The organism is Microbulbifer mixtoriginis (SeqCode) (assembly GCF_052466715.1).
On the sequence record NZ_CP174288.1, the window covers coordinates 2,554,682 to 2,579,870 of the forward strand.

Consider the following 25,189-nt stretch of genomic DNA (forward strand, 5'->3'; position numbering starts at 1 on the left):
GTGCCTAATGCGGTCTTGAACATTTTATCAAGCCTAACGCCCGAATAACGGGCAAATAATAGTTGGTTAAAATTAGCGACGTAGGTGCAAAAACCAACTGTTATTTGTCCCTGTTTATTTGCTTGTTAGAGAGCATTTTTAAATGACATCGCCAGTTTTTCAATGCCATGGGATGGCGTCCAACGCTTAAACTCAACGAAACCATGCTTCTTGTATAAATTGATTGCTGGAGTATTCATAACAGCTGTTTCTACAATTGCGCTTGAAAAATTAAATTCATGTAAAACATACCTTATTAGTTTATCAGCGACACCTTTTCTAAAATAACAGGGGTCAACAGTTAAACTATTAACCTCTAAGAGATCACGGTTTATAGCAACTTCTACAACTCCGGCAAGAGACTCATTTTCACTGAAACCGTAGAATAGTGTTGCTGAATTTTCTATATCTATAACACTTCTCGATAACGGAGGAAAATCAATAGCACCTATAAGTTGTGCTTCAATTTTATAAGAGTTTTGAAATGTCGTGAAAATTTGCCTTGCAACCTTTGCATTGGAATTATCAAGTTTATTTATCATGCTATGCTTAGACTCAAAGTTTTCATTGCTCTCTAACGCTGGCGTCACAGGTGGAGGTGCTCAGCACCTGAATCCTGTGCACGCCTTTGTTAACTATTTAATTGGCTAAAACTTCAATGGCGACAGCAGTATTACATGTACCATCGAGATAGTTGTATATGTTAACTGGCTTACCAGAAGCAAGTGCCGCTAATGCTGCTGAGTAGGCTCTATCAAAAATTTTTTCGGTTCCGGCAGCACTTTTTGGAAAGTAGATATTATTTTGGGTTCCAGTCGTTACACAAGGTCCGGTGCCGTTTTCAGCGACAACCCAAAATGAAGCTTCATTGCCGGCTGTGTTACCAACTTTTGTTATTGTTGCGTTGGTAGCTATGTATTCTCCTTGGGCAAGAGTTACCGATGAGAACAGAGCTATTGCTGCTGTTAAGACTACTTTATTTACCACTATTTTCTTCTCTTGTTGCGTATATAGTTAACGCCTCAATAACCGGCAGCCAGTGCGAAGCACGCTTTTGGCTGTCCGGCGGAGGCTGTTTGCGGCCGGAGTGTAGTTGAGCGTTTTGTTATGTGTTTTCATAGTGCTTTAGTGCCTTACACTCACTGGCGGCTGAGGGCCACAGAATGACTTTATATAAATCATCTGCATCTTCCCACTCTTCGGTTATTGAATCGAGGCCCTTCGCGAGTGAAATAGCCGAATATTTACCGGGCGCTACTTCGATTTTTTCTGCATCAGGTAGATAATCGCTGCAGCCAAAAACAGCGCACTGCCCCGATGTTACTGTGAAATAACCTATAGAAGCATGATCCCATTCTTCGAAACTAATTTCAGGCTGGCTATCGTGAATCTCAACCTCTAGAGGAATATCAACGTTTCTGAACGTACCGATAGCGAGAGTGTTTGGCAGGATGCCAAGCTTTATATTTAATGCCTCCTCTGTCCAGATATCTGAAGTGTCGTCGTCGGCCTCAACATCCATCAGATATACCTGAAAGTAGTCGGCGAAAAGTTCAAATTTATACTTCTTCATCGGTGCATCCGTAACACATAACGCCTCAATAACGGACAGACAAACCGAAGGTTTGGCTGTCCAGCCGAAGGCGACCGTTGATTGATTTGTTAAGTGTAGCTATATCAAACAACCACAAAAAATTTAAAAAATATAGGACAAACTATACCGTAAGATAATAGCCGTTATTAACTATGATAAAATAACAAAGCTGTAATATTAAGATTATTACTCCAGCTTTTATAAACCTATTTTTAGATTTATTACCTAGATTTTTCTTACAAATACCGAACAATAAAAAAAATATACCTAGAGGTATTGCAATAAACACACCCAACATTTGAGGTACTACTATATACAAACCCGTAAAAGCCTCAAAATGAGGGCTGTAGAAAGTATATACCCCTATTATGTATAGTAATAGAGACACGATGAATAGGCATGATATGTGAAATGGATTAAATGGTTTCATATGACACTTAACGCTCGCAGTTGCGGAAAACTTGTAGCGACGAAGGAGCGAAAAGGTTTTCCGACAACCTACATTTGTTAGGTCTGATGTCACGCCTTACCACTGACTAGCTCCATCGACTTTGCCTGACTTTTGCCAAACTTCCCCAAATTCTTTTTGGCTAATTTCAATAGTGCTTTCATTTAGCTCGATAGGTTGATCACAAAGAAAGCCATACTCATCATCAATACAATTACCCATATCATATTTCAGAGAATTACCATTTGTATAAACACATATTTGTCTATTGGCGTAGTTATCAGATTCATTGATTTCAAAGTAATACCAAGTTTCTCCCCAGTGATCGAAGTCATCACCTCTGCTTTCATCCCAGTATTCTTTAACGTATTTCATCGTTCTTTCCGACTTCTGTAAACACAACGTTGCCAGCAAGGGCAGCCGAAGCGGAGCGTAGGCTGTCCAGCCCAGCCTTCGGCTGGGCGAACTTGCCTGGCTTGGTTATAGCTTAAACCCATCTGTGTACCCCCCAACAAGCCAGAGCTACACTAACCGTAAAAAAGCCAAAATATAGAAATGCAAATAGCTGGCTTGATGAAGCAAGACAAAGAAGACCAGCTATACCCAAAGCAACTAGAAGAACATTAAGCAAGGTAAATGCGTGCATTTTTTGTAGTGCAATAACTAGTGGTAAAGCGAGAAACGCAGTTAATACATAAGTGATTACTAAAGCAATTACGCTATAAAAATTAAAAACTTGCTTCCAATCTGTAACCGCGGATTCTTCTGGGTAAAACAGATGACTAGCCAAACCCATTACAAATATTGCAGGTATGATCGCTAACGGACCAACCAGTACCGAAATGATGTTTTTTCTCATTGTAGCGCTAAATATTCTCATGAACTATAACGCCAAGCTTTGGGGCGGACCACGAAGTGGGACGTCCCAGCAGCCGCAGGCTGCGACAACAGCGCCTTGTTATGTGCTGCACTTGCTAATAGATACATTGTAATTACCTGGATTAACCAACAGGATATTTGCATTATTTACGATTTGACTGCCATGCCAACCGCAAAACTTGTGGTCCTTTTCTGTTTGATGACACAGAGCAAGTGCGGACTCTATGTTTCTGGCTTTGACCCCAGAGCAGTTTATAGATATACAATTCTCATCATTTGAAACTGCTACAGTAAAACCTCTGAACGCTTCTACGCTCGACTTACACTCCTGCCCGTCTAGAGCTTGCACAGAAATAGATGATAGAGGTAAAAGCAATAGAAATAAAATTCTAATTTTTCTCATAGCTCTCCCAACCGGATGACACATAACGCCCAGCACACGGGCGGCCGAAGCGAAGCGTAGGCCGTCCAGCCCGCGCTTTTTGCGGGCGGTCGTGCTGCTGCTTGTTATGAGTTTTTCTTGGCACTGTTAATACCATATTTAATACTGTTAATGTTTCTCAAAAGACAATCGTTTTCTGGAACCGGCACTGGGCTCGCTGCTGCCATAACATCTGGCAAAACACCCGGGTTTTCACACGTAACCACTTCGTGGCTCAGAATATTGCCTTTTTTATCTGTTTTAATTCGAACTGTACATTCGTCTTGGGATTCTGAGCCAGCTACTTGATCCCAGGCATCTCCTAGCTTTGAACCAACATCTCCCATTACTTTTGCGAACCTATTTGCATTCCCGCAGAATACTAAGTTCTCAAATTGTGTTGCTTCTGTGCCGTCAGCAATAATAACTGGGGTGCTTCTCTTAGCGTTTGAGCACGCTGACAAAAGACAAATGCTCACAAGAAAAATCAAATTTTTCATATTTACTCCATACTTACTCATAACGCCTTTAGCAGGCGCGCCGCAGTTTGGCGTCGCCTTGACTAAACTTGTTATGTTTTACCCTCTTTCTCTTCGAGTAACTGTATAGCTACTCGAAGTGCTTTTAATTCATTGCTACCAGACCAACACAGTGCAGTGTAGCCAACCAACGAACCACCCAAAGCAGCAAATATTAAGTTTGCAGATATCTCCGGGAACAATCCCGCTTGTAAAAATATTGGACCAAGAATACCTGAAAAGACAAAAGCAATAGCGATGAACAAGCTTACAACTCTAGATACTCTATGCTTCCTCTCCAACTCTTCGAATTCTGTAATTAAATTCTCTTTATTCATGACTTTCTACACCTTAAACATAACGCCTCAATAACCGGCAGCTGGAACGGAGCGAAGCGCAGTGTGGGCTGTCCGGCGCCGAAGGCGCGAAGTTAATTGGCTTGTTATGTTTTTTCGCTCGCTAGGTCCTGTGCAACTAATAGCCTAACTTGGTTCATTCTACTGAGACCCTGCTTGTACTCTTGTAGTTCTGTGCGCTCAAATATTGGAGGTACGTCTGGGTTGATTCGATCTAGTTCGACACTAACCAAATAGGAGCCATTTATTAATACCATATATATGTCTTCGCCTTGATCTGGGGTCCAATGCAAAACATAAGCATTGTTCGTGTTGTGCCCCTTAGACTCTAGCGCATCACGGAGCCTCGAAGGAGAAGAGAAAAACTCGTTTGATTTCTGTAGCTCCTCCCGAAAATCCTTCTCCATTTTGCTTCCGATTAATTTCATCCACTCACACTCTCATGAAACATAACGCTTTTAGCAGGCGCGCGGCGCTTTTCCGCGTCGCTTGCCTAAACTTGTTAAGTGTTCATAGCTCAAAGAAACGCTTGAGCACATTTTCGTTGTCCCTGCATTGCTGCGACAGTAATTCACGAAGTTCATATCCTCTTTGCGCCTCATCGGGAGGAGCGCCAGTAAAATATAACGCATCATTAAAGCTACACATTCCCCCAAATGCACGCAATGAGTGAAAGATGCTTGCTTGTGGCTTGTTGTTTTCTAGTAGCTCCATGGATTCAGAAAAATAGGAGAACCAATTCTCTTCATTGTACTCTTGGAGAAGAACTAGCAGCTCTTCAAGAATTAGCTTATAGGCACTGTACTTATCGCTCATAGGCACTTAACGACCACAGCACGGGCGGACGGAGCGTAGCGTAGGCCGTCCCGCGAAGGACCGTAGCAACGGCCTGTGATTGTTAGCTGCCTTTGCGTAATTGCTCATTATATATTTCCTGTATTTCAGCATGGCCAACTACTCTTGAACCTTCTCGAACCTCTAGATTGGCACCAGTCTCTAGGCATTTTGGGTATGCCTCTGGCGTGATGAATTTAACAAACGCTTGAGTGCGCCTATTAGGTTCCGCAATCCCTGCATCAATAAACCAATGAATTGTAGTCGTGAGGTAGTCTGCTTTAACCTTGTAATGAGGTCTGTATCCATTCTTTACGATGATATCTTTACCGGAAAAGCATACCTGCACAAGGGCATCAGGCTCCCAGTCTGGATTTTTATTTCTATCGAATTTATCAGATATCACTTTTGTCTCTTACAACAGTTAACGCCAAGCTCACCCGCAGAGGCGCGATAGCGCCGGAGTCGGGTGCAGCTTCTTGTTAACCCTTTTTATTTGAAACATGACTTTGAATTTGGTCAGCAATTTTTGCGTAAACTGACTTTAGCTTATTTGGGTCCAGTGTTGATTGAAACTCAATAACCAGGCCCTCGAATCCATTTTGCGTTGTGCTAATAACGAGTTCCATTGACGTGTTTTCTTGGAACTGATGTAAGTCTATGCCAGCTTTTGCAAGCTCTGAGCTTAATTGTGCCTCGTTGAGAGAGAAGCTCCCCAATTTTTCTTGTAACTCCTGAGCGCTAGAAACTGACAACTCGTTTGCAGGAATCGTGTAATCAAATCCTCGTGTAACAGCTGGCTCTATGATGCCGCTCTTTACAGCGGCATAGACAAGTAAGATGACGAGTACAGTGCCATTAGCGAATTTGGAAAGCTTTGACTTTCCAAGTGTGATGAATGGTTTTCTTTCTTGAGCCATTACTTTCCTCGTTGGGTTAACATTTATATAGTGGTCATCATGACCACTATTATCGTGACCACTATTTCTGATGCAAATTTACGCCAACACGCCATCTTCTTTTACTAAATCAATAGATTACGGCCATCTGGCACCATCGCCCCAAGTGGAAAAATGATCATCATGACCACTATCCCCAACATAAGGCGCTCACTTAATCTGCTGATTTTAAAGCATTTTTCTGTAAGTTTAAGCCTCTCTAATAAATAACAATCACAATGATCATAAATCCTGGGCTGACCTACCCACTCAGGTTGCTCACCCCACCAGCACCCGCCAAACAACCCCATCATCCGACAGCCGCTTGCGCACCCTATACTCCACGCCACCAAGGGTAATCACCGCTGCTGAGTTGTAAGCCCCTACTTCACTCACCAACAGACTCAACTCGATACGCGGCACCCGCACACGTTCCTCATCTTCGAAGTCGTCAATCTCTTGATCTTTGATCACCCGGCATTCTATAGGCTCAGCACCGCTACCGTCTGAATAGGTAGCGGGCTTGCCCCATTTGCGGAACGCGCGCTCTGCGGCTCTTTGGTCCAGATCCATGGATCACCTAAGCCTTCACTGTGCCCGGTACGCCGGTAAATTTGACCGCTAGACTGGTAACACCATCGCCGGCAGCCTCTGCGGCAAAGGCAGCGGGGCCAGTGATATCGCCGGTTGCGGCTGTTGCGGCGCTATCGTCAAAGGCTACAGCAGAGATATCCCAGGTGAGGGTTTCCCCCTGACTGATCTCTGCGCCGGATACCTTGGGCACAGTGAATACGCCTTCAATAGCGATCACACCAGATGCGCCCACGGCGATATCATCCATCGCCACACCCAGTACTGCACCTACTGCTAGCACCTGGCCAGAGGTAATTACCGCGCTAGTGCTATTTGTATAATTCAGCATGCGCCCGTCTTGTACAAAATTGGTAGCCATTGTCTTTCTCTCGATTGGGTTAAAACTGTTTCAATAAAAAAAAGGCCGCGATGTGCGGCCCTTTTCGGATTCTTTAAGGTTTGGTTCGGTTTGAGCTGGGTATCAGGTCTTGGGCGTTTTCACCATGCCTTTTGCGTCCCAGGCTTTTGCAGCGGCATCCAGGCGCACTTTGAACTCCACCCCGTCGATATTCCAGCCGTTTTGCTGCTCCAGTACTGGGGCTTGCTGGCCATCCAGGTAAAGCACTTCGATGGTGTCGTGCGCTACTGGGTCGGCATTGAGGTACCAGCCATTGTGCCCGCTGAGGCGACCATCGGAGATCACGCTGGCAATATTGCGCACACTGTTGGGAACGGTATTGGATTTCTCAGCAGCACCCACTTCAAACTCTGACTCCAACGCAACCTTTGCGGCACCCTCGTCGGCGATATCACACAGCAGGAATTTGGGGCGGATATTTAGGAAAGCGGTACCGTCCTTCTGTTTGCCCATCAATACCCGCGCGGCATCGATGCTGGCTGTATTGATGCCTGCCTTAGTAGCTAGGTTGCCATGGTCGGTATGGAATAAGGCCTTGCCATCGGCCATTTGTGGATTATTGATCAGGATACTGAAAACCAGGTCCCCCACTGTGCGGATAGCAGCGAGACCCATCTTTTGTGGGATTCGGGTGAAGGCCCCCAGGTCGTCATTGATAATCGCCTGGCGCGTAATAGAGAAGAGTTCCCCGTAAGTGGCCAGCGCGGCAGTTTCGGCGCGCTCGCCGATACTCACATATTTAAATTCTGCCCCAGGTGCCACTTGGCGCAGTGAGGGGAAGGTGCCGAGGTCTGTGCGGGTAGCTATCTTGAAATCGCTTAAGTTTCCAGTGGCGGTAAACTGCGGAAAAACCTCTGCCGCTTCAGAGTAACCCTTCAGCATCGATTTATTGGCGATATTGCCAAGGACGGTAGCGAAGTCACCAGAGCTATGGGTAAAGGCTGCGGCCACCACGCCCATTTTATCCAGGCCCGCTAAATTCTGTCCGTGGGCGTGCATAAACATACGGGCAATTTCCAGCATGGTATAGCCGGCCAGACTGTTGCCCTCGGTGCGCTTTTCGCCGAAAGCACGCATGGCAATGGCATTCTCAGCATCCGTCTTAATGCGCTTGATACCCTCACCTTCCTGCACCACTACGCTGTAGCTTTGCACTGGTGTTGGGGTTTGGTTACCCAGGGCTGTGAGCAGTTTATCCTTGGCCTTTTCAGCGGTGCAGTCCATATCATTGAGACATTCCTGCATAACAACACTGTGCGCTTCGAAGCCTTTAAATACGGCTTTGATGGTGTCTTTGCGCTTTTGCTCATCCGCTGCAAATTGCGCTCTGGCATCAGCGGCAATCTGCGCTTTCATTTCTGGGGTAACCTCGGTCGCAGCGGTTGCAGCTGGTGTAGTGGAGGTGGTTGTAGTCATGGCTTGCGCCTCCTGGCTATGGGTTTGGTTTGGATTGCCTGCAACCGCAGACGGGAATCTAAATTCAGTGGATCCCTGCATAACCAATGCACTAATGGCTTGCGGGGTATTTTTGAATTGGTTTAAGTGATCAGCACTGAAGCTTGCAGCCATTTCCATTGCTGCTGTCGTGTCAGTGGCAAAACCCGCTTCTACGGCTTCGGCACCGGTATACCAAGTCTCGTCATCCATCACTTGGCTGACTTCCTCATCCGACATTCCGGTGCGGGAGGAATACAAACCAATCATGGTGGTTTTCACTTTGGCCAATAGGCTCTTGGTTTTTTCAAGGGCGCGCTCATCGCCTCGCACACCGGCGCTGGGGTTGTGCACCATGTAATAGGCATTCTCAGCGATATGAACCGTGTCCCCGGCTAAGGCGATCACGCTGCCCATACTGGCTGCGATGCCTTCAACCCAGGTTTCCACCTCTGCCTTATGGTCTTTGAGCAGGTTGTAAATAGCGGTGCCGTCGAACACATCACCACCGGGGCAGTTAATATGCAGATTGATCTTGCTGACATCCCCGAGCGCTTTTAGATCTCGGGCAAAGTCTTTTGCCGTTACCCCCCAATAACCGATGGTGTCGTACAGATAAATATCGGCTTCACCTTTGTTTGCGGCGGAAGTGATGCTGTACCAGGATTTTTTAGGCATTGCGGTTTCCTATTTAGAGTCGGAGTCAGACTCGGAGTCGGACTCAGTATTTTCTGCGGGGACCGCAGTGCGTTTGCTTGGGGTGGTGATATCGTTTTCTTTCAGCTTTCTCTGCCAAGCCGCGGTTTGCTTGATCACATCGTCCGGCTTTTTGCCACGGCGACGGATAGTCTGCTGCGGGCTGACCAGTACATTTTCCAGCAGGGTTTCATCGGCGCTGGCTTCGTGGGCAGGGTTAATCCAGGGCATCACTGGGGTAATAAAATCGACATGCATCAGGGTGGCCGGATCCACATCAGCAGGCACCTGGAAGGCATCGGACAGTAAACCCATTTGCACCCAACGCCGGGTGACCGGTTCCACGATCTCCTCGCAGAACTCCAGGCTGAGGGTTTCGTAATTGGTCCACTGCTCCACCAGTTCCTGGCGCTGCGAGCTATAAGTCCCGTTGTAGTTTTTGCTGATGCTGCTAAAGCTGGCCATGGTGCCGGCGGCGGCCATGCGGTGCATGGTTTCTAAAAACGGGGTTAGCAGGCCACTGGGGCGATTGCTTTGAATGGTGCCGACAGATTCCCCTGGGCGGAGATCGTCATAGATGGCACCGGCACGGATATCGAGAATGCGCTTTCCTTCGCTATCCCAAGCATCATCATGCTCATACTCAGTAGGGCTACCCTTCTGAATAAAACCCACCATGGCCGAGGCAATCTTGGCGGCAACGCGCTCGTTTTCTTCATAGTCTTTAATATCGTTGAGGCGATTCATTACCGCGGCAAAGATAGAAACTCCACGGGTTTGGTGCAGCCGGCGTACAAACTTCAGGTGCTCGATATTTTCCGCACTGTGACGCCTACGTTTCATCCGCCAATTCAATGAGGCTCCGGGGTGCTCGTCGAAGAGCCAGAAGGCCTTGGCTTCGCCCCATGCCGATTTCTCAATGCCCTGCACTATGCGCTTGTTAAAATCGTTGTAATCCACCGGCAAAAAATCCGGTTCAAGGCATTCAATGGTGTAAGGCACCGGGGTACGATGCTTTAAGCCGGGCACCGTGCCTTGTAAGTGCCGCAGCAGGGTTTCGCCATCGCGCAGCCAGGTGTTGCACAAAAGCCGCTGCGCTTTGCCCCAACTGAATTGCCGGGTGCATTCCGGGCGGCGCGCCCATTCCCGGTGAGCTTCATTCATTTGGCTGGCGAGGCCTTCGTGAATATCGCCATCCCAGGTCTTGGGCTGGAATTCCACATCGATACCGCGCGGGCCGACGATGTTGTTGGTCAGAGTGGTGAGAATGCCAAAGGCAAAGTCGTGGTTTTGCTCCAGGTGCCGGGCCTGGCCGCGCAGGGTTTCCACACTGCCTTCAATCACTAAATCCCCACTGCGGTTATCACCGGGATTTTTCCGCAGGCGACTGGGTCGCGCAGCTTCATAGGCTGCGGCGATCTCCAGGGCACGGCGGGCTTGCACACGGCGCAGAGCGGCCTCGGGCGCAAAGAACCCGATTACAGAATCCAGTTTGTTCATGAGTAAAAGTTCGCGTAAGCGGGTCCGCGGCGTTTGCCAGCAGCCTTTAATGTTTCTTGATATGCGCGGCGCTCCCACTCCTGACGACCAGCGCGGATTTCCTGCAGGTTCTCTGCAGTAAATTGGCGGCCGTTAATCACCGTGGTTTTACCGGCGAGCACATCTAGCTCGGCCTCGATATAGAGGTCGACCATGGCTTGTGCGGTTTTCGACATTTAACTATCCAGTAGGGAGCCAACCGGCTGTGCTGGCCTGTGTGGTTTTTTCGGGGCTGGCTGAGATTGATCCGGTGATATTTCCGGTTCGCTAAACAGGGTGCGCTGGCCCAGCTGTGATTCAATGCTGGACCATTTTTTCTCGTTGTATTTATGCATGCCCTTGGCGTGGGCTGCGTGTAGGGCATAGACCTCGGTATCGGTGCCCTCGTTGGGTCTGCCGGGGCGCTGCTGCCAAGTTTCTCGGCCTTTATGCTTTTTACTGGGGGCTTTCACTTCGGCAGTCACCTGTTCCCAGTAGTCCTGCCGCACATACTTGCAGCTGTGCATATAAGCACTGGTGCCGAGTAAACGCTTGGCGATCAGGTCTTTCGCCTTGTGAGTGCCCACGATATACACCCGAACCCCATGGCGGTCGGCCTTGGTACGGCGCTTGGGATTGTTGTAATCCACCTGTCTGGGTTGGGAAAAGATTTCCTTGGTGCCCAAGTCTTTACTGTCACCCTTGATAGCCATCACCAGCACGCCGCGATGTTTTTTATCGCGGGTTCGCACCCAGTGATACACCGCATTACTGGTACCACCATCACCAGAGTCGATACTGATCGCCGCTGCGCGGATTTCGCCAAAGCGTTCGTGCTCGAAAGGCTGGAATACCAACTTATCCAGGGCCGCCTAGCAGTCATCGCGCTTGTCAGCGGTATCGCCATCGATCTCGCCCCAGAACATTTGCCAGCTTTCTTCATTGCGCCCGAAAGCGCGTATCGATATCGCCAGGCGGTCGTGCTGTACATCAATGCCGATGGTTACCAGCAGGCCACCGGCGGGGCAGGATAATTCCGGGTAGTCCTCGGCGGCCTCTTGTAGTTTTTCGTGGTCCAACAAGCGGCTGGCGGCATACTGGTAGGGCCTGCCCAGTTTGTTGTTCTGGAATACGATGCGCGCGGATTCGTCGCCGCTTTTGGCTTCGTGTTCCGCTTCGAGAAAATCCCTCACCACATCGGCGAGGCCGGTTCCGGGGATACACACATAGAGCTCAGAAAGCTCCATAAAGGTTTCTATCGGTTCGATTTCGCTCTCTGCGAAATCTTCACCGCATTGGGTTTTGACCCAGCCGGCAAAATCATCCCCATTTTCCCGCGCGGTTTTGCAGGTCTGCAGGATATTGGCCTGGCGGCGGTAGTCATCCCATTCGCTGCCACATTCCGGGCAGCCATAGATAGCAGTATCAGGCTGGTGCAGGCCGAATACCGGGTGCGGTATGCCCTCTTCTTTCTTCAGCCAGCGAACGTTTTCCCAATCCAGTACATGAGACTCACCGCAGTCATGGCAGGTAATCGGCAGTACGCGCATGGTGCCGAGCTTGGTGTAGTGCTCCACCTGGGAAAGATCGGCAACTGCAGGGGTGCCACCGATAATTAATTTCTTGTTGCGCATCCGCTTGAGGCGTTCGCGCAGGTGGCGAATGGAATCGCCCTGATCGCCGACATCTTTGTTGGTATCGTCTGGCTCCTCTACATAGCCCCGACGGGCTGAAGTAGATTTAACATTGGAAATTGAGTTGGAGCCAATGGTGCGTACCTCACCACCGGGGAATTTTTTGCGCGTTGAGCGGCTGCCGCCCTTGCGGCTGGTGGTGACATCAATCACCCGATTCACTGCTGGTGAGCCTTCGATAATCGGTACCAGCTTTTCATCCATAAACAGTCGGCCTTTTTCATCCTTGGGAAACAGCATCAGGATGCGGGCCGGTTCGGTGACGGCGACCTTACAGATATCGGTGGCCAGCAGAACCGTCCAGCCGATCTGCGCGGCCTTCTGCATTACCACCATCCACGACACTGGATTATCCAGTGCGTGCATTACGCCCCAGAAATAGGGCACATAATCGTTGCGGTAATAGCCGGCGTTGTCGCTATCCTCCGAGGGCAGTTTGATATTGTCCGGCAACCACTCAATCAGCGGGATTTTAGGCTGCGGTATCCAGGCCTGGCGCACCTCCTCCACCAGCCTCTTCAGATTCAATTTCGTAACTGCCAATAGCTTTGAGGGCAGCGTCAATGTTTGGCTGTAGGGGTTCGCGATCGATGGTAATGGCATGCTGGCTCTCGATAGCAATAACGATGCTTTCCACCGCTCCTAAAAATTCATTCTTGCCAATGGTGGACCACTCCACCATCGCTTTACGCACGGACTCAATATCCAGAATTAATTCGTCTTGACGATATAGTTCGCGCATTTTCAGCTGTGCATTGGCTTCCGACTCAACTGCCTGAGCCATATCGCGACGGTTGCGGGCCTCATTCGCTTGGCGTCCTGCAGCCTCGGTTCGCAAACGCTCGCAATATTCATGAAGCCAAACTCTGAAGCTAGCACCTACAGTAAAAACCTCTGCCTTGTAGTGTTTGGCAATAGCCGGTTGAGTAGCGCCAACCAAGCGAGCAAAGCCCAATTGAGTGGCCTGATCATCAAGAGAGATATCACCAGCCAAGGTATAACCCCCTAGGAAATTTCAGATATCTGTTAAAAAAGCGGGGTCCGAATCACCCGTGTGTTGGCCCTCTCAGGAGGACCCGTTCAACGTCTTTTTGCGGTCGCAATCGCATGGTCCATAGCCTTATCCAGTTCAATCGGCAGGTGACGCCGCGCTATGCCTTCGGCAATGCGGATAAATGGGAATCGCTTGCGGTAGTCTGGCTTGCCTTTGAGGAATATCAGGATGGGCTTAACCGTTGGCCGGCGTTTGCCGCCTGCCCTCTTCCAAACGCCTAAGACTCCATTAACTTTGCCAACGAAATATTTACCCTTTTTACCCTGCGCACTACCTCCCCCACTTGTAGAGCCAGGGTTACCCCGTAACTCAGCCAGGATTTTTTTATAGGTTCCGACCGAGATATTCCCATGCTTGTTTAATCTCGCCGCCTCGCCATGTACCACATACATACCAGCAGGTAGGACACCCATATGTCGAAGGGCACGCTCAAAGCGCTTGTCGTTTCGGTTCACATCCATGACCGACGGGGCCAGATATTTACTCGGTGCAGTTCCGTTGGAAACCTGATCACGGATAAAGACTTTGGCAATGCCAGAACGCTTCGTGGCTTTCTTTACCAATACAGAGTTCAGCGTTAACTTTGCCGGGTTTGTAAATACACGCCCCATCGCTGAGCGCTCTTCTCCCCGTATACGAAAGGCCACGCTATTTAGGGCAACCGAACTGGCATAAGGTAATTGCTTTTTTAATTCAGCAGATGCTCGATCAAACTTTGAAGTATCCAGCTTCACACTAACGTGCATCGTCCCCGCCCTGCTGCTCCTGCAGCTTCAAACGCTTGTGGTTGTAATACCAATTAACCATTAAACCTGCCGCAGCTATCAGCACACCAGCAAGACCAAGCCAGTTGTTTGCAAGCCAACCCGCGAAAGTTCCAGCACCAATAGCAGTCATATAGCCAGCCTTATCCGCTATTTCTCTGAGGGCATCCTGAAGAGTCATGACTGCTTCCAGGCAATAGTTGCCTTCTCAACGCTGCGCCCCACGACATAACCACCGAGGCCGATTTTTACTATTTCCAGAAGGGCGAGAGTCTGGTTCTCGCTGAGGTTTGGCGCTGTCCACCCCAGCCAATGAAAGACGATCAGACCCACGAATGTGAGCATTGTTACTGGCCGCCAGTTTCTTTGTAGCCATGACTCTCCTCCAGCTTCTGCAGTGATTACCTGGGTAGCCGCTCTCAGCTCCTCCAGGTCCATTGAGATTAACTTTGAATCCACCTGCGCCTTTAGGCGATTGGCTTCTGTCTTATCCGGGAATGCCTTGTCTATGACCTTGCCAAATAAGTCGGATATAGCGGAAATCATTAGTAGCTCCACACCGTAGGGCGCGCACGCTCGCCAGGAATTGACTCAAGGTCATCCAAATGGATAAACCGCTTTTTGATCGGCCCTTTCTGATTCACGCCCATACCGGTGAAACCCTCTTCTAAGGCAATTTTTATGAGCCTGTGTGCTCCGCCAACAGACACGAAAATATCAACAGCCTGACCGGTGGTATGGGTCATGGTGGCATTCAATCGGGCATTGTGAGCTGGGCAGCGGTAACCGGAATTTATGATCATCGGCTTGCCATAACGCTCTCTAACTTGGATCAGGCGCCTGAGCGTTTCATCTTTGAAATGATTTTTGCCACAACAACGACAGGCCAATTCCGACTCTGTGAAATAGTCGTTCTGGAACATAAAGCCTCAAAATTTAAGCAAAAAAAAGGCACCCCATAGAGTGCCGCCAAACCAGATTAGATCATGAACTAAAGATATTTAATCTCATAAAAAAACCGACCAATACAGCCGGCTTTCAAAATATCATTCAATAAGAGTCTTACTTGTAAATTGCGCTTATCACCTTATTAACCGAAAGATCCCCCACAACTCGATCTTCATCTAACAATCTTTCCACGCCATATCCAAAATGAATAACATTACCCCACGATCCCTCTTGCAACCATATGCCATTCACAGATTCCCAGCGAGAATTATAAAAAGCATTATATGTACCTTTAATCTCAACAGCATACTTTGGCACAGAGCCTTCTAAAGAAGCACCATACCAACTGTTGTTATTTGGTGGTCCAAAGTTATCGGGCAGATTATCCTCAGCAAGGACAATGTGTGAAACACCACTCAATGCAGCCCCCTCATTACTCCAATGAGAGTATCGACCACCGTAAAAATTATTTTGATTGACCCAGCCTTTATTCCAAGGCTGCAACACAAGGTTTCTCCTATTATTTTCCAAGTGTCTTATGTGGATATTATTATAAACTGTACCCTTCTCATTACCGATCAATGTCACTCCGTAATCGAAGTTCCTGACATGACCGATTTCAATATGCGAACTGGATATATTAATTAAACTAATACCAGTACCAGAGCCAGTCCACTTACCATTGCCTGGATCAGCACTCGCATTTATCACATTCGGCAAAACAAGTTTTGCATTATCAAGCCCCTCTACAATTAAAGCTTTGATAGTGCCATCGTCAACATATACAGTCTTATTCTGTGAATCCATGTCGCATTTAATATAAACTGATTGACTGATACGATAGTCTTTATCTAATCGTACAAATCCATCATTTAGACATGAGGTGTCGATAAGCTCCTGAAGCTCTTCTCCTGTTCCCTCACTAAACACAAACTGAGAAGACACAAGGAAAAATAAAGCAATACTTCCCCGCATTACTCTATTCTTCACCTGACTAAAAATACCTATCAAAGACATACCATCTCCTAATAAAAACTCAGACCCAAAATCATGCAATTAAGCTAAGTCTGAAATGACTCAAACTACCCTGCAACTCATCGCCAGCAAGGGCGTCGAAGCATAGCACCGGCAATTAAGCTTATCCAACAGGTGCAGTCCGACCTACAAGCAATTTTCTACCTGTAATTAACATTGACGACGCCCCTTAAAAAAAGGCGCCCACAAGAACACCGCCAAGTACAGGTGATGGAGTAATGAAAAATAGAAAGTCAGAAACGAAAAAACCCGGCTGGAGGAGCCGGGCTTATTGCAAAGCAGAAAAACTGCACGCTAGGGAATTTATACCTACTCAGGACAAAGCTGTCAACAAGCGGCTTTAAGCCGCCCCCTGTACTCCTGCACAATCTCAGAAATAGGCCCCAAAGCTCTTGCGGGTAGAGGGTCCAAACGCCGTTGCAAACGCTTCCAAATTTTCACCCACTCCTCATCCCAACGCTTTTTGTCACATCCTAAAATTGTCCGCGCTTGGCCCAGGTCTATTAATCGGCCATTTACATCTCGCAGTGCACACGCATTAATACAAAATAGCGCTAGCTGGCTAACCTTTTCTCGTGGGTGCGGTTCCTGCCATTTGTCGAACTCACTCATCAAGTATTTCAGTAGTGTCACTCGCTCTTTGACTCTTGAGGCTGGCGGGGCGTAGGCGGCCATGCCCCAGCAGTATGCCAGTGGATCACACTCTCTCAGCTTTGCGACTGCATCTTGGATTAACCCCTTTTCACAGGCATCCATCATGCGATTGCCGCTGTCCTTAGTTCCCGGGGTTTCCTTCGCAATTACTGTTGGGGCTGCAACCCGGCAAATGACTTGGTTGGCCCTGCCCTGCACTTCTCCGCGAATTACAACTTTTCGCCCTCTCCCAGCTGAGGTAACCGTACTTCTGCCGCCCATGGCCTCATAATCAAATGCAGCGGTGGAGCTATCAAAGGCGTCGTGCCACGCTTGTCTAGCACTATCGAATCTCATGTCATGCCCCCCAAGCAATTTTCAAGCAACCAAGAACCAGCCAAGCAGCCCATCAAGCACCCCATCAAGCAGCCTGCGGCATGCTCTCGAAATAATCCTGAAGTCGCCTTTCGGCTGCATGCAAATTGTCCCGGTGATAGGTGCCCAGGTAATTTATATGACCCTGGTTTATCCAGAATTGGGTAACCACCGTATTCGCGAACACAACCTCCACGAGGTGAGCGTACTTGGTGCGGAATACGGCCAGCGGGCTGCTGGGGTTGGTTGTGGAAATCCTTTCGATGGCTTCTGGAATGGTGACTGTGCACATGGTGAACTCTCCTTGGTGATTGGGCTTTACCAGTTGGTATCCGTTGCGATTTCTACTGCGCTGAGGTTTCGCGTTAGCCGCTGCCCTGACGTCCGGGGTTGCGGAGTGATGTATTTCTCGCGTTTTAGCCAGTTGCGCCAGGTGGCGAGCCAATCGAGTTTTACGCCCCTCTGCCCGGGCTGAGATATCCAGTAATCGCGGAAGCTTTCGGCAATGTCGTGGATTCGGGGGATCAGGTCTGGGCGGAGGCGTTGGGCTTCGGTGCGGAATTTGTCCGTGAGAACCCAGTTTCCAGGCAAGCGAGTGCCGCGTTTGGGGTTGGCGCGATTTGGAACTGTGCCTCTCTCTACTGGTTTCTTATTGGTTCTTACTGGTTCTATAGAGAAGGACGTGTTGTCATTTTCACCGGTTGGGTGCTCAGATTTCACCGGTTCGTGTTTTATTTTCACCGGTGAAGATTTTTCACCGGTGAAATCATTGCACCGGTTTACGTGTAAAAAGAGGTCATAATTGGTTCTGCGCCCGTTGGATTTTTCGGCGCTCAGGTAGCCCAGCTCTTCCAACTCTTCGATGGCATTAATCACCGAACGCTTTGTGCATTGCGCAACGTCGGCCAGGTAAGCATTACCCGGATCACACTGCCCCGTGTCACTGTTATGGCAATCGGCCAACGCGATTAAAACCAGCTTTGCTGTTGGTGTTCTGGTCCTGCGTTTAATGGCCCATGCCGCAGCTTCAAAACTCACCTCCCACCTCCTGTATAAATTTCCATATAGCGCACCGTATTACCGTCCTACTCCACAAGCAGCAGAATTACCAAGTCACAACAGAGGAATTTGAAAATGATCGTTCTTCAGGTTTCGCCAGCAAACTCGTGCTCGGTTAACTTGCTTACTGGATTTCAACACTTACTTGTTCGTCCAAAGGGCCAAATACATCAGGGCGCAGGCGAGCACGAGTAACAACCCGCTGGGTAGCTAGCTCGATTTTTTTACAGAGTTTCGGAGGTATCGCCCTCGCTCCACTACGCATTTGGGAGACAAAGGCTGGTGAAACTCCAATAGCCCGCGCCAATTGGGCAGATGACCCCAACACCTTCACTGCATCATCAAGTACTGAGTTGCTCCCTTGCTGGGTCATCTCGGCCCCTCCTTGCCACCAATAGCCCGAGTATTAACTTTCGGCTACCTAAAATCAATAGCCGATAATTAATTAACTTGTAGCTAATATGTCTTCATGAAACATCCTGACTTCGCAAAGCGGTTTAAACAGGCAGTCTCTCATGCCGGCGTGGAAGATACGCAGGAAGCATTGGCGCGCCTGTTTGATGTAAGTACCGTTACTATTTGGAGCTACCGCAACGGCGAAAAGCTACCACGCATGAGCACCGCCACACGGATTGCAGAAACTCTCGAAGTATCTGTAGATTGGCTGCTTACCGGTGCCGGCATTGGACCTGGTGAGCTAGGCATCAAGGAGGGAAGCAATGTTACGCAGGGACCACGAATCCAAGGAAGAATCCCACTGATTAGCTGGGTGCAGGCGGGAGCATTTTGTGAAGCTGTAGATCTATTAGAGCCTGGGGAAGCCGAAGCTTGGTTGCCCTGCCCAGCTGCTCACTCAGACCGCGCCTACGCATTACGAGTGAATGGCGATAGCATGACTAGCCCTTACCCAGGCCAGCGCTCTTATCCAGAAGGGACAATCATTTTTGTCGACCCCGACAAACCTCTGACCAATGGCTGCCGAGTTATCGCCAAAATAAATGGTGAGGTCACCTTCAAAAGCTATGCAGAAGATATGGGCCATATTTATCTACGCCCCATCAACCCAACCTACTCCCCGATGGAAGTTACAGGCAAAGATATATCCTTTTGTGGCGTAATTATTGGCTCCTACACCCCTGAGTAGGACAAAAAAAAGCCCGCATTAGCGGGCCTTTTTGAATGCTGAGAGTCACAACAGAATCTTTTTGACCATCTCAACCTCAATAACACCGCGAGAAACACAGTTCAAAGTGAGATCTTGAGCCGGCTTCCCCGGTAAGTATTCGCCCTGAATGTTTGAACGAACAATCACATCCCTATCATCAACAACCACATTAAAGGCAACTTCTGTCTTGGTATAATTATCTTCTAAATAATCTCTGCCCTCGTTAGTACCACAATTGGCCTGCTCCGGCGTAAGTTTCCAATTTTTTAGGGATGTAGAGATATAACCCGCCTCTAAATCAGAGGACAAAATCTGAAACCCATCTTTCAACAAAGCTTGCCTCGCCTTACTCAATACTTCTTGCTTTGTTGAAAGGTGCTCTAAAGCAAAGTACTCACTAATAAACACTGGCGTCTCGTTCGTTGCACTACAGCCACCAAGGCCAGCCGCTAGCAGAACCCCTACTACTGCATGTCTTATTTTTTTCATTCTTATCCTCCGTGATAAGCGCTCCCTGAGCATATCAAGGAGAGGACCTTTTAAAAAATTAACTTACGGCTATTGACCAGACAATTAACTTTCGGCTACTGTGATTGTTAACCAAGGACAGGGCATCAAAATGCACACAGCCAGCAATCTAAGGCCATTGGCGCCACGCCAAGCTGAAGCGCTTACACATCGCGCCCGTGGGCTCTCCAACAAAGAGACCGCCGAAGCTATGCAGTGCTCTGTAGCGAATGTCACCAACTTGCTGGCGGAATGCTTTTACAAGCTGCATGCCCGCAACAGTACTGAAGCGGTGGCCAAGGCGGTAAAGCACGGATTGATTCAATTCGCTCTGCTCGCCTGCGTACTCAGCGGCATGGGTGTTGATGCTCAAGACCAATTACGCACCCGCTTCCAGCGCCGCCCCACAGTTCGAACCATTCGCATCCGCAACAACCGGGAGGGAATCGCATGACCGCCACCGTGTTTATACGTCCAACGGCTATGAGCAGAAACGACGTAGATCGCCTCAAGCAGCGCGCCGATATCGCCAACGCGGATCGCAAAACGCTCATCCGGTTCGTACAACCAAAACCCACTTTTGCTCGGCCAGTGCACCAAAATGACTGGCCACCTTTTGGAGGTGATGCAGCATGAATACTTTCAGCCCAACCCAGAGTGTGGAAACGCTGCTCACTGTAGCCAACGGATACTCCGGTGCTAGTGCAATTGCCGCACAGGTGTTGCTTTCGGCTTGGAACAGCAACGACTTTACGGTTCCCGTTGCCGAGTTATCACTACTTGATGGGGAGAACTATCAGCACGCTCTCAACGTGATGACACTTCGCTATCAAGGCAAGGAGCCCCAAAACGTAATCGCACAGGGCGAAAAAAAATTTCGCACCCTTTGTGTCGAGTGGTCTCACCTTGAAACCCAGAGGAAAGGCGCAGCATGAACCAGCTGCAGCAGCTGCCACGGATACATTGCGCCCTCTGCGGAAAATCCGCAGGGCCAGTATTCAACGGGAAGCTGTTATTACGCGGCTGGAGTTGTCAGCTTTGCAAATACTGGGAGCCGGCAATTGGCAGGGAGCGGAAGTTCAAAAAAATAGTAGGGGCGTACCATGAATGAATTCTCCCAACTACTAAAAATCACTCAAGACCTAATGGCCACGGTAGAAACTCAGCAGTTACAAATAAACGGCATGCAAGAGCAAATCGCCGCACTCTCCGAAGCCATCCAGGGCCAACCATCAGAACAAAATTTGAAGGACCAGGAGGCAGCGTGAAAAAGGAAAAACTCTTCACCATCACCCAAGCCGCCCGAACTTTAGAAATGGGCAGAAACAACCTGTTAAAGGTTCTACGAAATAGCGATCTTTTGCATAGCCGTGAACCTATGCGCAACTCACCGACAAAGACCGCCGTACAACAGGGGCTACTGGTTGCAGAGAATGCCGAATATAACCGTGGCCCGGTGAAGGTGCCGTATATCAATACCAAGGTGACATCGAAAGGTATGGTATGGATTCGGGATCTGATCGAAAAGAACTCCATCTCCCAAGCCAGCTAGAAATTTAACCGCGCCCCGGCGCATTCAGTCAGAGGTAACCATCCTTGGGCTGCCGGCATGGAGCCCATTTTTAAAAATGGGAAAATCTAATAAAAAGATACGCACTGCTTACTGGCTCCTACAACCTATTGATGGGCGGTATCAAAGATTTCAAACGCTCCTACGCCACTAAAGAGGAGGCGTTCGAAGAAGTGCAGCGCATTGCTCAAAATGACCTGTTTACCGACTGGGCGCAGATATTCGACAAGAAAACCGACAAGGCAAAAATTTATCGCATAGTCGATAAGAAAATCATCGAAGAGAAACCCAAAGACTGCCCTCACCCAGAATCAAAACCCCAGGTAGAACCGCAGTACGCCTGAACTCAACTAAAGATAGCTTTCTCAGCCCGCCAAACGCGGGCTTTTTAGGTAGAAGACAACAACGCGAGGGATGTGCGATGGGGAACCTGCTAACCAAGCATGAGATAGCCCGACTAACGGGCGCTGGCGCCGAGAATGCTGAGGAACAAAAGCGTATTCTCGATGCCAATCGGATTCCTTATGTGCTGAAAAAGGACCGATCCCCCGCACTCACCTGGGAAATGGTAAATCAAGCCATTCTGGCCCGAGGGGCCTCAAAACCCGACTTAGCCGGTGTTAACCTACCCCCAGGCTTTAACCTTGGAGCAGCAAGCTAATGGGCAGAAGGCGCAACCCCGAAAATGCATGGATGCCACCACATGTGGCCAGGTATAAAAACGGTTACCGATTTCGCAAGCATGGCGAACCAACCAAGCATATTGCCGCCCCCGACGCGTCCCAGGCTGAAGTCTGGGTTGCCTATGAGAAATACCTAGCCGGTCTGGTGCAAAAGATCTTTGCCTTCGCGGATTTAGTAGAGCTCTATTTCGCCTCTCCTCAATACACCAAACATATAAAACCGCAGACTCAAAAAGACTATCATCGCTACAGCCAGCGTGTTCTCGCGGTATTCGGTGAAATGGAACCAGACAATATCACCTCCCCGCTAGTGCAGATGTCTATGGATGCGCGCGGTGCTGAGTACCCCACCTCAGCCAATAGAGAGCGAACCTTTCTAGGCATTGTGATGAAATGGGGCAAAGCCAGGGGCTTCGTTAAGATTGAAGACCCCACAGCAGTAGTAAAAACAATTAAAGTAAAGCCCGGCGGGCGCTACGTAGAAGACTGGGAATACCAAGCCTTTTGGCAATGGCTGGGTGATCACGGCCACGTGATGCACCAGTGCGCAATGGAAATCAGCTATTTGTGTGCAGCCAGGCAACAAGATGTACTCGCCCTCACCCGCGCAGAGATTCAAGAAGACGGCCTATTGATTGTGCAAGCCAAGACAGGCAAAGCTCAATTGAAGCTATGGAGCTCATCCCTCAAAGAAGCCGTTGATCGCGCAGTAGCCACTAACACCGAAGCACAAATCCAAACTACCCATATCATCCGCAGCCGTGTTGGCCGCGCCTACACCCGCACCGGGTTCAATGCCGTTTGGCAAAGGGAACAACGAGCAGCCCTGGCAGCTGGGGCAATCAAACAGCGCTTTCGTTTTCACGATTTGAAGATCAAAGCTGCCAGTGACTTTGAAGGGGATGTTCAAAAATTCACCGGACATAAAACGCGATCAATGGCTGAGAGGTATAACCGTACGGCTGATCGAGCACCTAGCCTGGATCGAAATACACCCACCTAAAGCCACATGTGACAAACTTCACATTGACACAGAAACATATACAATTACCATTGCAGAGTTACCTTTTAGCGACACCCAGGAAAAGCACTTGATATACTGCCTTAAAACCTCCCCAGCATATAAATAAAAAGCAGATTAAGGGTTAAGCGACGTTCAATTCTTACCGAGCAAATTACTCAAGATGCTATTGCTTATTCAGGTTATCTCCAATTCAGCAAATAGATTTCTTTAAGTGCGTCAAGCATATTTTCGAACATTAAACAATACTAATCAGCACTATTATGGACAGAATAACAAAACAACTTTTATCGGATTTTTTGAAAGCAGAAGAAATTGAGCCAACTGACATAAGCGGTGATTTTGAGCAATTTTGTAATTACAGCGTGCTTTCAAATGAATATGGCAAGACCTTCAATGTATCAGAAATAACGGTAGGAAATGGTTCCGACACCGGCATTGATGGAATAGCCATCATAGTAAATGGCCATTTGATTTCAGATACAGAAGAAATTGATGACCTTCTCTCAAGCAATGGCTATTTAGACGTAACTTTTATTTTCATCCAAGCAAAAACATCATCAAATTTTGACACCAAAGAAATTCACTCATTTAATTTTGGCGTAACTGATTTCTTTGAAGAATCCCCCAAACTTACAAGAAATGAAGACATTAAGCACTTCGCTGAATTATCAGAGCATATATTCAATAATGCATCAGACTTCAAAGAAAACCCTAAAATAAAAGCATATTACATAACAACTGGAACTGTTACCAATGACAAAAACATCAATGCAGCCCTAGACTCACTCAAAGAGTCCCTAGAGAATTACAATCTATTTGAAGAAATAGACATTCACTTACTTGGAGCCAACGAACTAGGAAAACTCTACAGAAAATCCAAAAACCCAATATCATCAACATTCACATTTTCAAACAAAGTTACACTTCCAGACATCGAAGGGATCAACCAATCATATTACGGAATATTACCCTACAACGAGTTCAAAAAATTACTAATTGATGAAAATGGAAACATGCATAGCATCTTTGATGACAATGTAAGAGATTTTCAAGGTGAGAAAAACCCCGTAAATAAACATATTTCTGAGACTCTCGAGAAAAATAACCCACACCTTTTTAGCGTTTTAAATAATGGCATAGCTATAGTTGCCAACTCTATAAAAACTTCAGGAAATACATTCACTATAACTGACTATCAGATAGTAAATGGCTGCCAAACCAGCAACGTACTTTACAAACATAGGCATAAAAAGGAAATCGATGACGTTAATGTACCCATTAAACTAATTGTTACCGACAATGAAGATATCAAGTCCAAAATCACAGTTTCAACAAACAATCAAACGGCAATCAAAAAAGAACAGCTCACTGCAATGTCAGACTTCCAGAAAAATCTGGAGCACTATTATTCTTCTATACAAGGAGATGGCCGCCTTCACTACGAGAGAAGAGCAAAACAATACAGCTACGATAGAAATATTGTTAAGAAAAAAATAATAACAGTACCAGTGCAAATAAAGTCATTTTCAGCAATGTTCAACTATAACCCTCACATGGTAACAAGCTTTTTCGGTAGATTAATAAAAAATATCGGAGAGCCAGGCTCAAATATATTTGAACAAGACCATCAGTTTGCAGCCTACTACATGGCGGGATTAGCCCACTACCGGCTAGAAAATTTATTCTCTGCAGGGACCATAGACAAGCAACACAGAAAAGCTAAATACCACATGCTTATGCTCGTCCCTCCAATTGCATCCAGCAGCTCACTCCCACCAGTCAACAGCAGAAAAAAAGTCGAAAATTACTGTACCCCAATTATTAATAAACTAAACAACCAAAATCAGTGCAAAGATATTTTTACACGTGCCGCAAAAATTGTGGATCAAGCAGTAAATGAGAGCGATGAGCGTCAGCCGCTTAAATCAAGAGCCATAATTAATAAGATCCTGAAGACATTAAAATCTGCATCAGACTAAATGTAGAAACGACCTAGATACTCAAAGTTGTAC

General features: G+C 47.8%; 35 protein-coding genes and 1 pseudogene. 9 read left to right on the forward strand and 27 right to left on the reverse strand.

Annotated features, from left to right (window positions below; all coding sequences use genetic code 11):
* Positions 1-125 precede the first annotated feature (125 nt).
* From ACJJH9_RS11265 to ACJJH9_RS11390, 26 genes and pseudogenes are all read right to left on the reverse strand, one after another.
* Positions 126-629 (reverse strand): GNAT family N-acetyltransferase, encoded by a 504-nt coding sequence (locus tag ACJJH9_RS11265; RefSeq protein ID WP_444922793.1) that lies wholly within the window; start codon positions 627-629, stop codon positions 126-128.
* Positions 630-678: 49 nt separating this feature from the next.
* Positions 679-1,026, reverse strand: a complete 348-nt coding sequence (locus ACJJH9_RS11270) for a DUF5992 family protein (protein ID WP_444922794.1) — start codon at positions 1,024-1,026, stop codon at positions 679-681.
* Between the two features lie 118 nt (positions 1,027-1,144).
* Positions 1,145-1,612: a hypothetical protein gene (locus ACJJH9_RS11275; protein ID WP_444922795.1), complete on the reverse strand. Its 468-nt coding sequence runs from the start codon at positions 1,610-1,612 to the stop codon at positions 1,145-1,147.
* Between the two features lie 547 nt (positions 1,613-2,159).
* Positions 2,160-2,456 carry a hypothetical protein gene (locus ACJJH9_RS11280; protein WP_444922796.1) on the reverse strand — a complete coding sequence of 99 codons (297 nt, stop codon included), beginning with the start codon at positions 2,454-2,456 and terminating at the stop codon, positions 2,160-2,162.
* A 112-nt stretch (positions 2,457-2,568) separates the two neighbouring features.
* On the reverse strand, positions 2,569-2,940 hold the full coding sequence (locus tag ACJJH9_RS11285) for a hypothetical protein (protein ID WP_444922797.1): 372 nt from the start codon (positions 2,938-2,940) through the stop codon (positions 2,569-2,571).
* A gap of 527 nt (positions 2,941-3,467) precedes the next feature.
* Positions 3,468-3,881, reverse strand: coding sequence for a hypothetical protein (locus tag ACJJH9_RS11290; RefSeq protein WP_444922798.1), 414 nt, complete (start codon positions 3,879-3,881; stop codon positions 3,468-3,470).
* Between the two features lie 71 nt (positions 3,882-3,952).
* The gene (locus ACJJH9_RS11295) at positions 3,953-4,237 is read right to left on the reverse strand and encodes a hypothetical protein (RefSeq protein WP_444922799.1); all 285 of its coding nucleotides are present in this window, start codon (positions 4,235-4,237) and stop codon (positions 3,953-3,955) included.
* 528 nt (positions 4,238-4,765) lie between these two features.
* Positions 4,766-5,071: a DUF6966 domain-containing protein gene (locus ACJJH9_RS11300; RefSeq protein ID WP_444922800.1), complete on the reverse strand. Its 306-nt coding sequence runs from the start codon at positions 5,069-5,071 to the stop codon at positions 4,766-4,768.
* Positions 5,072-5,153: 82 nt separating this feature from the next.
* Positions 5,154-5,495, reverse strand: coding sequence for a hypothetical protein (locus ACJJH9_RS11305; protein ID WP_444922801.1), 342 nt, complete (start codon positions 5,493-5,495; stop codon positions 5,154-5,156).
* A 76-nt stretch (positions 5,496-5,571) separates the two neighbouring features.
* The gene (locus ACJJH9_RS11310; RefSeq protein ID WP_444898110.1) at positions 5,572-6,009 is read right to left on the reverse strand and encodes a hypothetical protein; all 438 of its coding nucleotides are present in this window, start codon (positions 6,007-6,009) and stop codon (positions 5,572-5,574) included.
* Between the two features lie 297 nt (positions 6,010-6,306).
* Entirely contained in the window at positions 6,307-6,600 is a 294-nt protein-coding gene (locus tag ACJJH9_RS11315) for a head-tail joining protein (RefSeq protein WP_444922802.1), read from the reverse strand.
* A gap of 7 nt (positions 6,601-6,607) precedes the next feature.
* Positions 6,608-6,979 carry a capsid cement protein gene (locus ACJJH9_RS11320; protein WP_444922803.1) on the reverse strand — a complete coding sequence of 124 codons (372 nt, stop codon included), beginning with the start codon at positions 6,977-6,979 and terminating at the stop codon, positions 6,608-6,610.
* Positions 6,980-7,081: 102 nt separating this feature from the next.
* Positions 7,082-9,130: a ClpP-like prohead protease/major capsid protein fusion protein gene (locus tag ACJJH9_RS11325; RefSeq protein WP_444922804.1), complete on the reverse strand. Its 2,049-nt coding sequence runs from the start codon at positions 9,128-9,130 to the stop codon at positions 7,082-7,084.
* 9 nt (positions 9,131-9,139) lie between these two features.
* A complete protein-coding gene (locus ACJJH9_RS11330) occupies positions 9,140-10,648 on the reverse strand; it encodes a phage portal protein (protein ID WP_444922805.1) in 1,509 nt (502 codons plus the stop codon).
* On the reverse strand, positions 10,645-10,863 hold the full coding sequence (locus ACJJH9_RS11335; protein ID WP_444922806.1) for a DUF6148 family protein: 219 nt from the start codon (positions 10,861-10,863) through the stop codon (positions 10,645-10,647). Before ACJJH9_RS11335 ends, ACJJH9_RS11330 begins: the two co-directional genes overlap by 4 nt.
* Positions 10,864-12,870, reverse strand: a pseudogene (locus tag ACJJH9_RS11340) (terminase gpA endonuclease subunit).
* On the reverse strand, positions 12,833-13,354 hold the full coding sequence (locus ACJJH9_RS11345; protein WP_444922807.1) for a hypothetical protein: 522 nt from the start codon (positions 13,352-13,354) through the stop codon (positions 12,833-12,835). Before ACJJH9_RS11345 ends, ACJJH9_RS11340 begins: the two are co-directional and overlap by 38 nt.
* Before the next feature lie 86 nt (positions 13,355-13,440).
* Positions 13,441-14,160 (reverse strand): hypothetical protein, encoded by a 720-nt coding sequence (locus ACJJH9_RS11350; protein ID WP_444922808.1) that lies wholly within the window; start codon positions 14,158-14,160, stop codon positions 13,441-13,443.
* Positions 14,150-14,359, reverse strand: coding sequence for a holin (locus ACJJH9_RS11355; RefSeq protein ID WP_444922809.1), 210 nt, complete (start codon positions 14,357-14,359; stop codon positions 14,150-14,152). The genes ACJJH9_RS11350 and ACJJH9_RS11355 overlap by 11 nt, the downstream gene beginning before the upstream one ends.
* Complete coding sequence (locus tag ACJJH9_RS11360) at positions 14,356-14,724, reverse strand: 3TM-type holin (protein ID WP_444922810.1); 369 nt, start codon at positions 14,722-14,724, stop codon at positions 14,356-14,358. Before ACJJH9_RS11360 ends, ACJJH9_RS11355 begins: the two co-directional genes overlap by 4 nt.
* Positions 14,724-15,101 (reverse strand): D-Ala-D-Ala carboxypeptidase family metallohydrolase, encoded by a 378-nt coding sequence (locus ACJJH9_RS11365; protein WP_444922811.1) that lies wholly within the window; start codon positions 15,099-15,101, stop codon positions 14,724-14,726. The genes ACJJH9_RS11360 and ACJJH9_RS11365 overlap by 1 nt, the downstream gene beginning before the upstream one ends.
* A gap of 139 nt (positions 15,102-15,240) precedes the next feature.
* Positions 15,241-16,143, reverse strand: a complete 903-nt coding sequence (locus ACJJH9_RS11370; RefSeq protein WP_444922812.1) for a hypothetical protein — start codon at positions 16,141-16,143, stop codon at positions 15,241-15,243.
* A 345-nt stretch (positions 16,144-16,488) separates the two neighbouring features.
* Positions 16,489-17,151 (reverse strand): hypothetical protein, encoded by a 663-nt coding sequence (locus ACJJH9_RS11375; protein ID WP_444922813.1) that lies wholly within the window; start codon positions 17,149-17,151, stop codon positions 16,489-16,491.
* 64 nt (positions 17,152-17,215) lie between these two features.
* Positions 17,216-17,461 carry a hypothetical protein gene (locus tag ACJJH9_RS11380; protein WP_444886498.1) on the reverse strand — a complete coding sequence of 82 codons (246 nt, stop codon included), beginning with the start codon at positions 17,459-17,461 and terminating at the stop codon, positions 17,216-17,218.
* 26 nt (positions 17,462-17,487) lie between these two features.
* Positions 17,488-18,207, reverse strand: a complete 720-nt coding sequence (locus tag ACJJH9_RS11385; RefSeq protein ID WP_444922814.1) for a helix-turn-helix domain-containing protein — start codon at positions 18,205-18,207, stop codon at positions 17,488-17,490.
* Positions 18,208-18,352: 145 nt separating this feature from the next.
* Complete coding sequence (locus ACJJH9_RS11390; RefSeq protein WP_444922815.1) at positions 18,353-18,601, reverse strand: transcriptional regulator; 249 nt, start codon at positions 18,599-18,601, stop codon at positions 18,353-18,355.
* Positions 18,602-18,697: 96 nt separating this feature from the next.
* On the opposite strand from ACJJH9_RS11390, the gene ACJJH9_RS11395 reads away from it, so the two are divergent.
* Positions 18,698-19,372 carry a LexA family protein gene (locus ACJJH9_RS11395; RefSeq protein WP_444922816.1) on the forward strand — a complete coding sequence of 225 codons (675 nt, stop codon included), beginning with the start codon at positions 18,698-18,700 and terminating at the stop codon, positions 19,370-19,372.
* A 45-nt stretch (positions 19,373-19,417) separates the two neighbouring features.
* On the opposite strand, the gene ACJJH9_RS11400 is transcribed toward ACJJH9_RS11395, so the two are convergent.
* The gene (locus ACJJH9_RS11400; protein WP_444922817.1) at positions 19,418-19,882 is read right to left on the reverse strand and encodes a hypothetical protein; all 465 of its coding nucleotides are present in this window, start codon (positions 19,880-19,882) and stop codon (positions 19,418-19,420) included.
* 130 nt (positions 19,883-20,012) lie between these two features.
* On the opposite strand from ACJJH9_RS11400, the gene ACJJH9_RS11405 reads away from it, so the two are divergent.
* From ACJJH9_RS11405 to ACJJH9_RS11440, 8 genes are all read left to right on the forward strand, one after another.
* Positions 20,013-20,354, forward strand: coding sequence for a response regulator transcription factor (locus ACJJH9_RS11405; RefSeq protein ID WP_444922818.1), 342 nt, complete (start codon positions 20,013-20,015; stop codon positions 20,352-20,354).
* Between the two features lie 178 nt (positions 20,355-20,532).
* Positions 20,533-20,835, forward strand: coding sequence for a DUF7673 family protein (locus ACJJH9_RS11410; protein ID WP_444922819.1), 303 nt, complete (start codon positions 20,533-20,535; stop codon positions 20,833-20,835).
* Positions 20,836-21,003: 168 nt separating this feature from the next.
* Positions 21,004-21,168: a hypothetical protein gene (locus ACJJH9_RS11415; RefSeq protein ID WP_444884490.1), complete on the forward strand. Its 165-nt coding sequence runs from the start codon at positions 21,004-21,006 to the stop codon at positions 21,166-21,168.
* Positions 21,165-21,452, forward strand: coding sequence for a phage antirepressor KilAC domain-containing protein (locus ACJJH9_RS11420; RefSeq protein ID WP_444905129.1), 288 nt, complete (start codon positions 21,165-21,167; stop codon positions 21,450-21,452). The genes ACJJH9_RS11415 and ACJJH9_RS11420 overlap by 4 nt, the downstream gene beginning before the upstream one ends.
* A gap of 131 nt (positions 21,453-21,583) precedes the next feature.
* Entirely contained in the window at positions 21,584-21,814 is a 231-nt protein-coding gene (locus ACJJH9_RS11425; RefSeq protein ID WP_444922820.1) for a hypothetical protein, read from the forward strand.
* Positions 21,815-21,891: 77 nt separating this feature from the next.
* Positions 21,892-22,131, forward strand: a complete 240-nt coding sequence (locus tag ACJJH9_RS11430) for a DUF4224 domain-containing protein (protein WP_252082084.1) — start codon at positions 21,892-21,894, stop codon at positions 22,129-22,131.
* Positions 22,131-23,156 (forward strand): tyrosine-type recombinase/integrase, encoded by a 1,026-nt coding sequence (locus ACJJH9_RS11435; RefSeq protein ID WP_444922821.1) that lies wholly within the window; start codon positions 22,131-22,133, stop codon positions 23,154-23,156. The genes ACJJH9_RS11430 and ACJJH9_RS11435 overlap by 1 nt, the downstream gene beginning before the upstream one ends.
* A gap of 281 nt (positions 23,157-23,437) precedes the next feature.
* Complete coding sequence (locus tag ACJJH9_RS11440; RefSeq protein WP_444922822.1) at positions 23,438-25,156, forward strand: AIPR family protein; 1,719 nt, start codon at positions 23,438-23,440, stop codon at positions 25,154-25,156.
* Positions 25,157-25,189 lie beyond the last annotated feature (33 nt).

Excerpts from the sequence above, each read along its gene's own strand:
- ACJJH9_RS11360 (WP_444922810.1), bottom strand. The coding sequence starts at position 14,724 with ATGATTTCCGCTATATCCGACTTATTTGGCAAGGTCATAGACAAGGCA.
- ACJJH9_RS11440 (WP_444922822.1), top strand. The coding sequence starts at position 23,438 with ATGGACAGAATAACAAAACAACTTTTATCGGATTTTTTGAAAGCAGAA.
- ACJJH9_RS11350 (WP_444922808.1), bottom strand. The coding sequence starts at position 14,160 with ATGCACGTTAGTGTGAAGCTGGATACTTCAAAGTTTGATCGAGCATCT.
- ACJJH9_RS11370 (WP_444922812.1), bottom strand. The coding sequence starts at position 16,143 with ATGTCTTTGATAGGTATTTTTAGTCAGGTGAAGAATAGAGTAATGCGG.
- ACJJH9_RS11435 (WP_444922821.1), top strand. The coding sequence starts at position 22,131 with ATGGGCAGAAGGCGCAACCCCGAAAATGCATGGATGCCACCACATGTG.
- ACJJH9_RS11320 (WP_444922803.1), bottom strand. The coding sequence starts at position 6,979 with ATGGCTACCAATTTTGTACAAGACGGGCGCATGCTGAATTATACAAAT.
- ACJJH9_RS11300 (WP_444922800.1), bottom strand. The coding sequence starts at position 5,071 with ATGAGCGATAAGTACAGTGCCTATAAGCTAATTCTTGAAGAGCTGCTA.
- ACJJH9_RS11280 (WP_444922796.1), bottom strand. The coding sequence starts at position 2,456 with ATGAAATACGTTAAAGAATACTGGGATGAAAGCAGAGGTGATGACTTC.
- ACJJH9_RS11285 (WP_444922797.1), bottom strand. The coding sequence starts at position 2,940 with ATGAGAAAAAACATCATTTCGGTACTGGTTGGTCCGTTAGCGATCATA.
- ACJJH9_RS11295 (WP_444922799.1), bottom strand. The coding sequence starts at position 4,237 with ATGAATAAAGAGAATTTAATTACAGAATTCGAAGAGTTGGAGAGGAAG.
- ACJJH9_RS11315 (WP_444922802.1), bottom strand. The coding sequence starts at position 6,600 with ATGGATCTGGACCAAAGAGCCGCAGAGCGCGCGTTCCGCAAATGGGGC.
- ACJJH9_RS11390 (WP_444922815.1), bottom strand. The coding sequence starts at position 18,601 with ATGACCCAGCAAGGGAGCAACTCAGTACTTGATGATGCAGTGAAGGTG.
- ACJJH9_RS11395 (WP_444922816.1), top strand. The coding sequence starts at position 18,698 with ATGAAACATCCTGACTTCGCAAAGCGGTTTAAACAGGCAGTCTCTCAT.
- ACJJH9_RS11400 (WP_444922817.1), bottom strand. The coding sequence starts at position 19,882 with ATGAAAAAAATAAGACATGCAGTAGTAGGGGTTCTGCTAGCGGCTGGC.
- ACJJH9_RS11335 (WP_444922806.1), bottom strand. The coding sequence starts at position 10,863 with ATGTCGAAAACCGCACAAGCCATGGTCGACCTCTATATCGAGGCCGAG.
- ACJJH9_RS11365 (WP_444922811.1), bottom strand. The coding sequence starts at position 15,101 with ATGTTCCAGAACGACTATTTCACAGAGTCGGAATTGGCCTGTCGTTGT.
- ACJJH9_RS11330 (WP_444922805.1), bottom strand. The coding sequence starts at position 10,648 with ATGAACAAACTGGATTCTGTAATCGGGTTCTTTGCGCCCGAGGCCGCT.
- ACJJH9_RS11275 (WP_444922795.1), bottom strand. The coding sequence starts at position 1,612 with ATGAAGAAGTATAAATTTGAACTTTTCGCCGACTACTTTCAGGTATAT.
- ACJJH9_RS11325 (WP_444922804.1), bottom strand. The coding sequence starts at position 9,130 with ATGCCTAAAAAATCCTGGTACAGCATCACTTCCGCCGCAAACAAAGGT.
- ACJJH9_RS11405 (WP_444922818.1), top strand. The coding sequence starts at position 20,013 with ATGCACACAGCCAGCAATCTAAGGCCATTGGCGCCACGCCAAGCTGAA.
- ACJJH9_RS11430 (WP_252082084.1), top strand. The coding sequence starts at position 21,892 with ATGGGGAACCTGCTAACCAAGCATGAGATAGCCCGACTAACGGGCGCT.
- ACJJH9_RS11415 (WP_444884490.1), top strand. The coding sequence starts at position 21,004 with ATGAATGAATTCTCCCAACTACTAAAAATCACTCAAGACCTAATGGCC.
- ACJJH9_RS11425 (WP_444922820.1), top strand. The coding sequence starts at position 21,584 with ATGGGCGGTATCAAAGATTTCAAACGCTCCTACGCCACTAAAGAGGAG.
- ACJJH9_RS11410 (WP_444922819.1), top strand. The coding sequence starts at position 20,533 with ATGAATACTTTCAGCCCAACCCAGAGTGTGGAAACGCTGCTCACTGTA.
- ACJJH9_RS11355 (WP_444922809.1), bottom strand. The coding sequence starts at position 14,359 with ATGACTCTTCAGGATGCCCTCAGAGAAATAGCGGATAAGGCTGGCTAT.
- ACJJH9_RS11290 (WP_444922798.1), bottom strand. The coding sequence starts at position 3,881 with ATGAAAAATTTGATTTTTCTTGTGAGCATTTGTCTTTTGTCAGCGTGC.
- ACJJH9_RS11380 (WP_444886498.1), bottom strand. The coding sequence starts at position 17,461 with ATGTGCACAGTCACCATTCCAGAAGCCATCGAAAGGATTTCCACAACC.
- ACJJH9_RS11310 (WP_444898110.1), bottom strand. The coding sequence starts at position 6,009 with ATGGCTCAAGAAAGAAAACCATTCATCACACTTGGAAAGTCAAAGCTT.
- ACJJH9_RS11375 (WP_444922813.1), bottom strand. The coding sequence starts at position 17,151 with ATGAGATTCGATAGTGCTAGACAAGCGTGGCACGACGCCTTTGATAGC.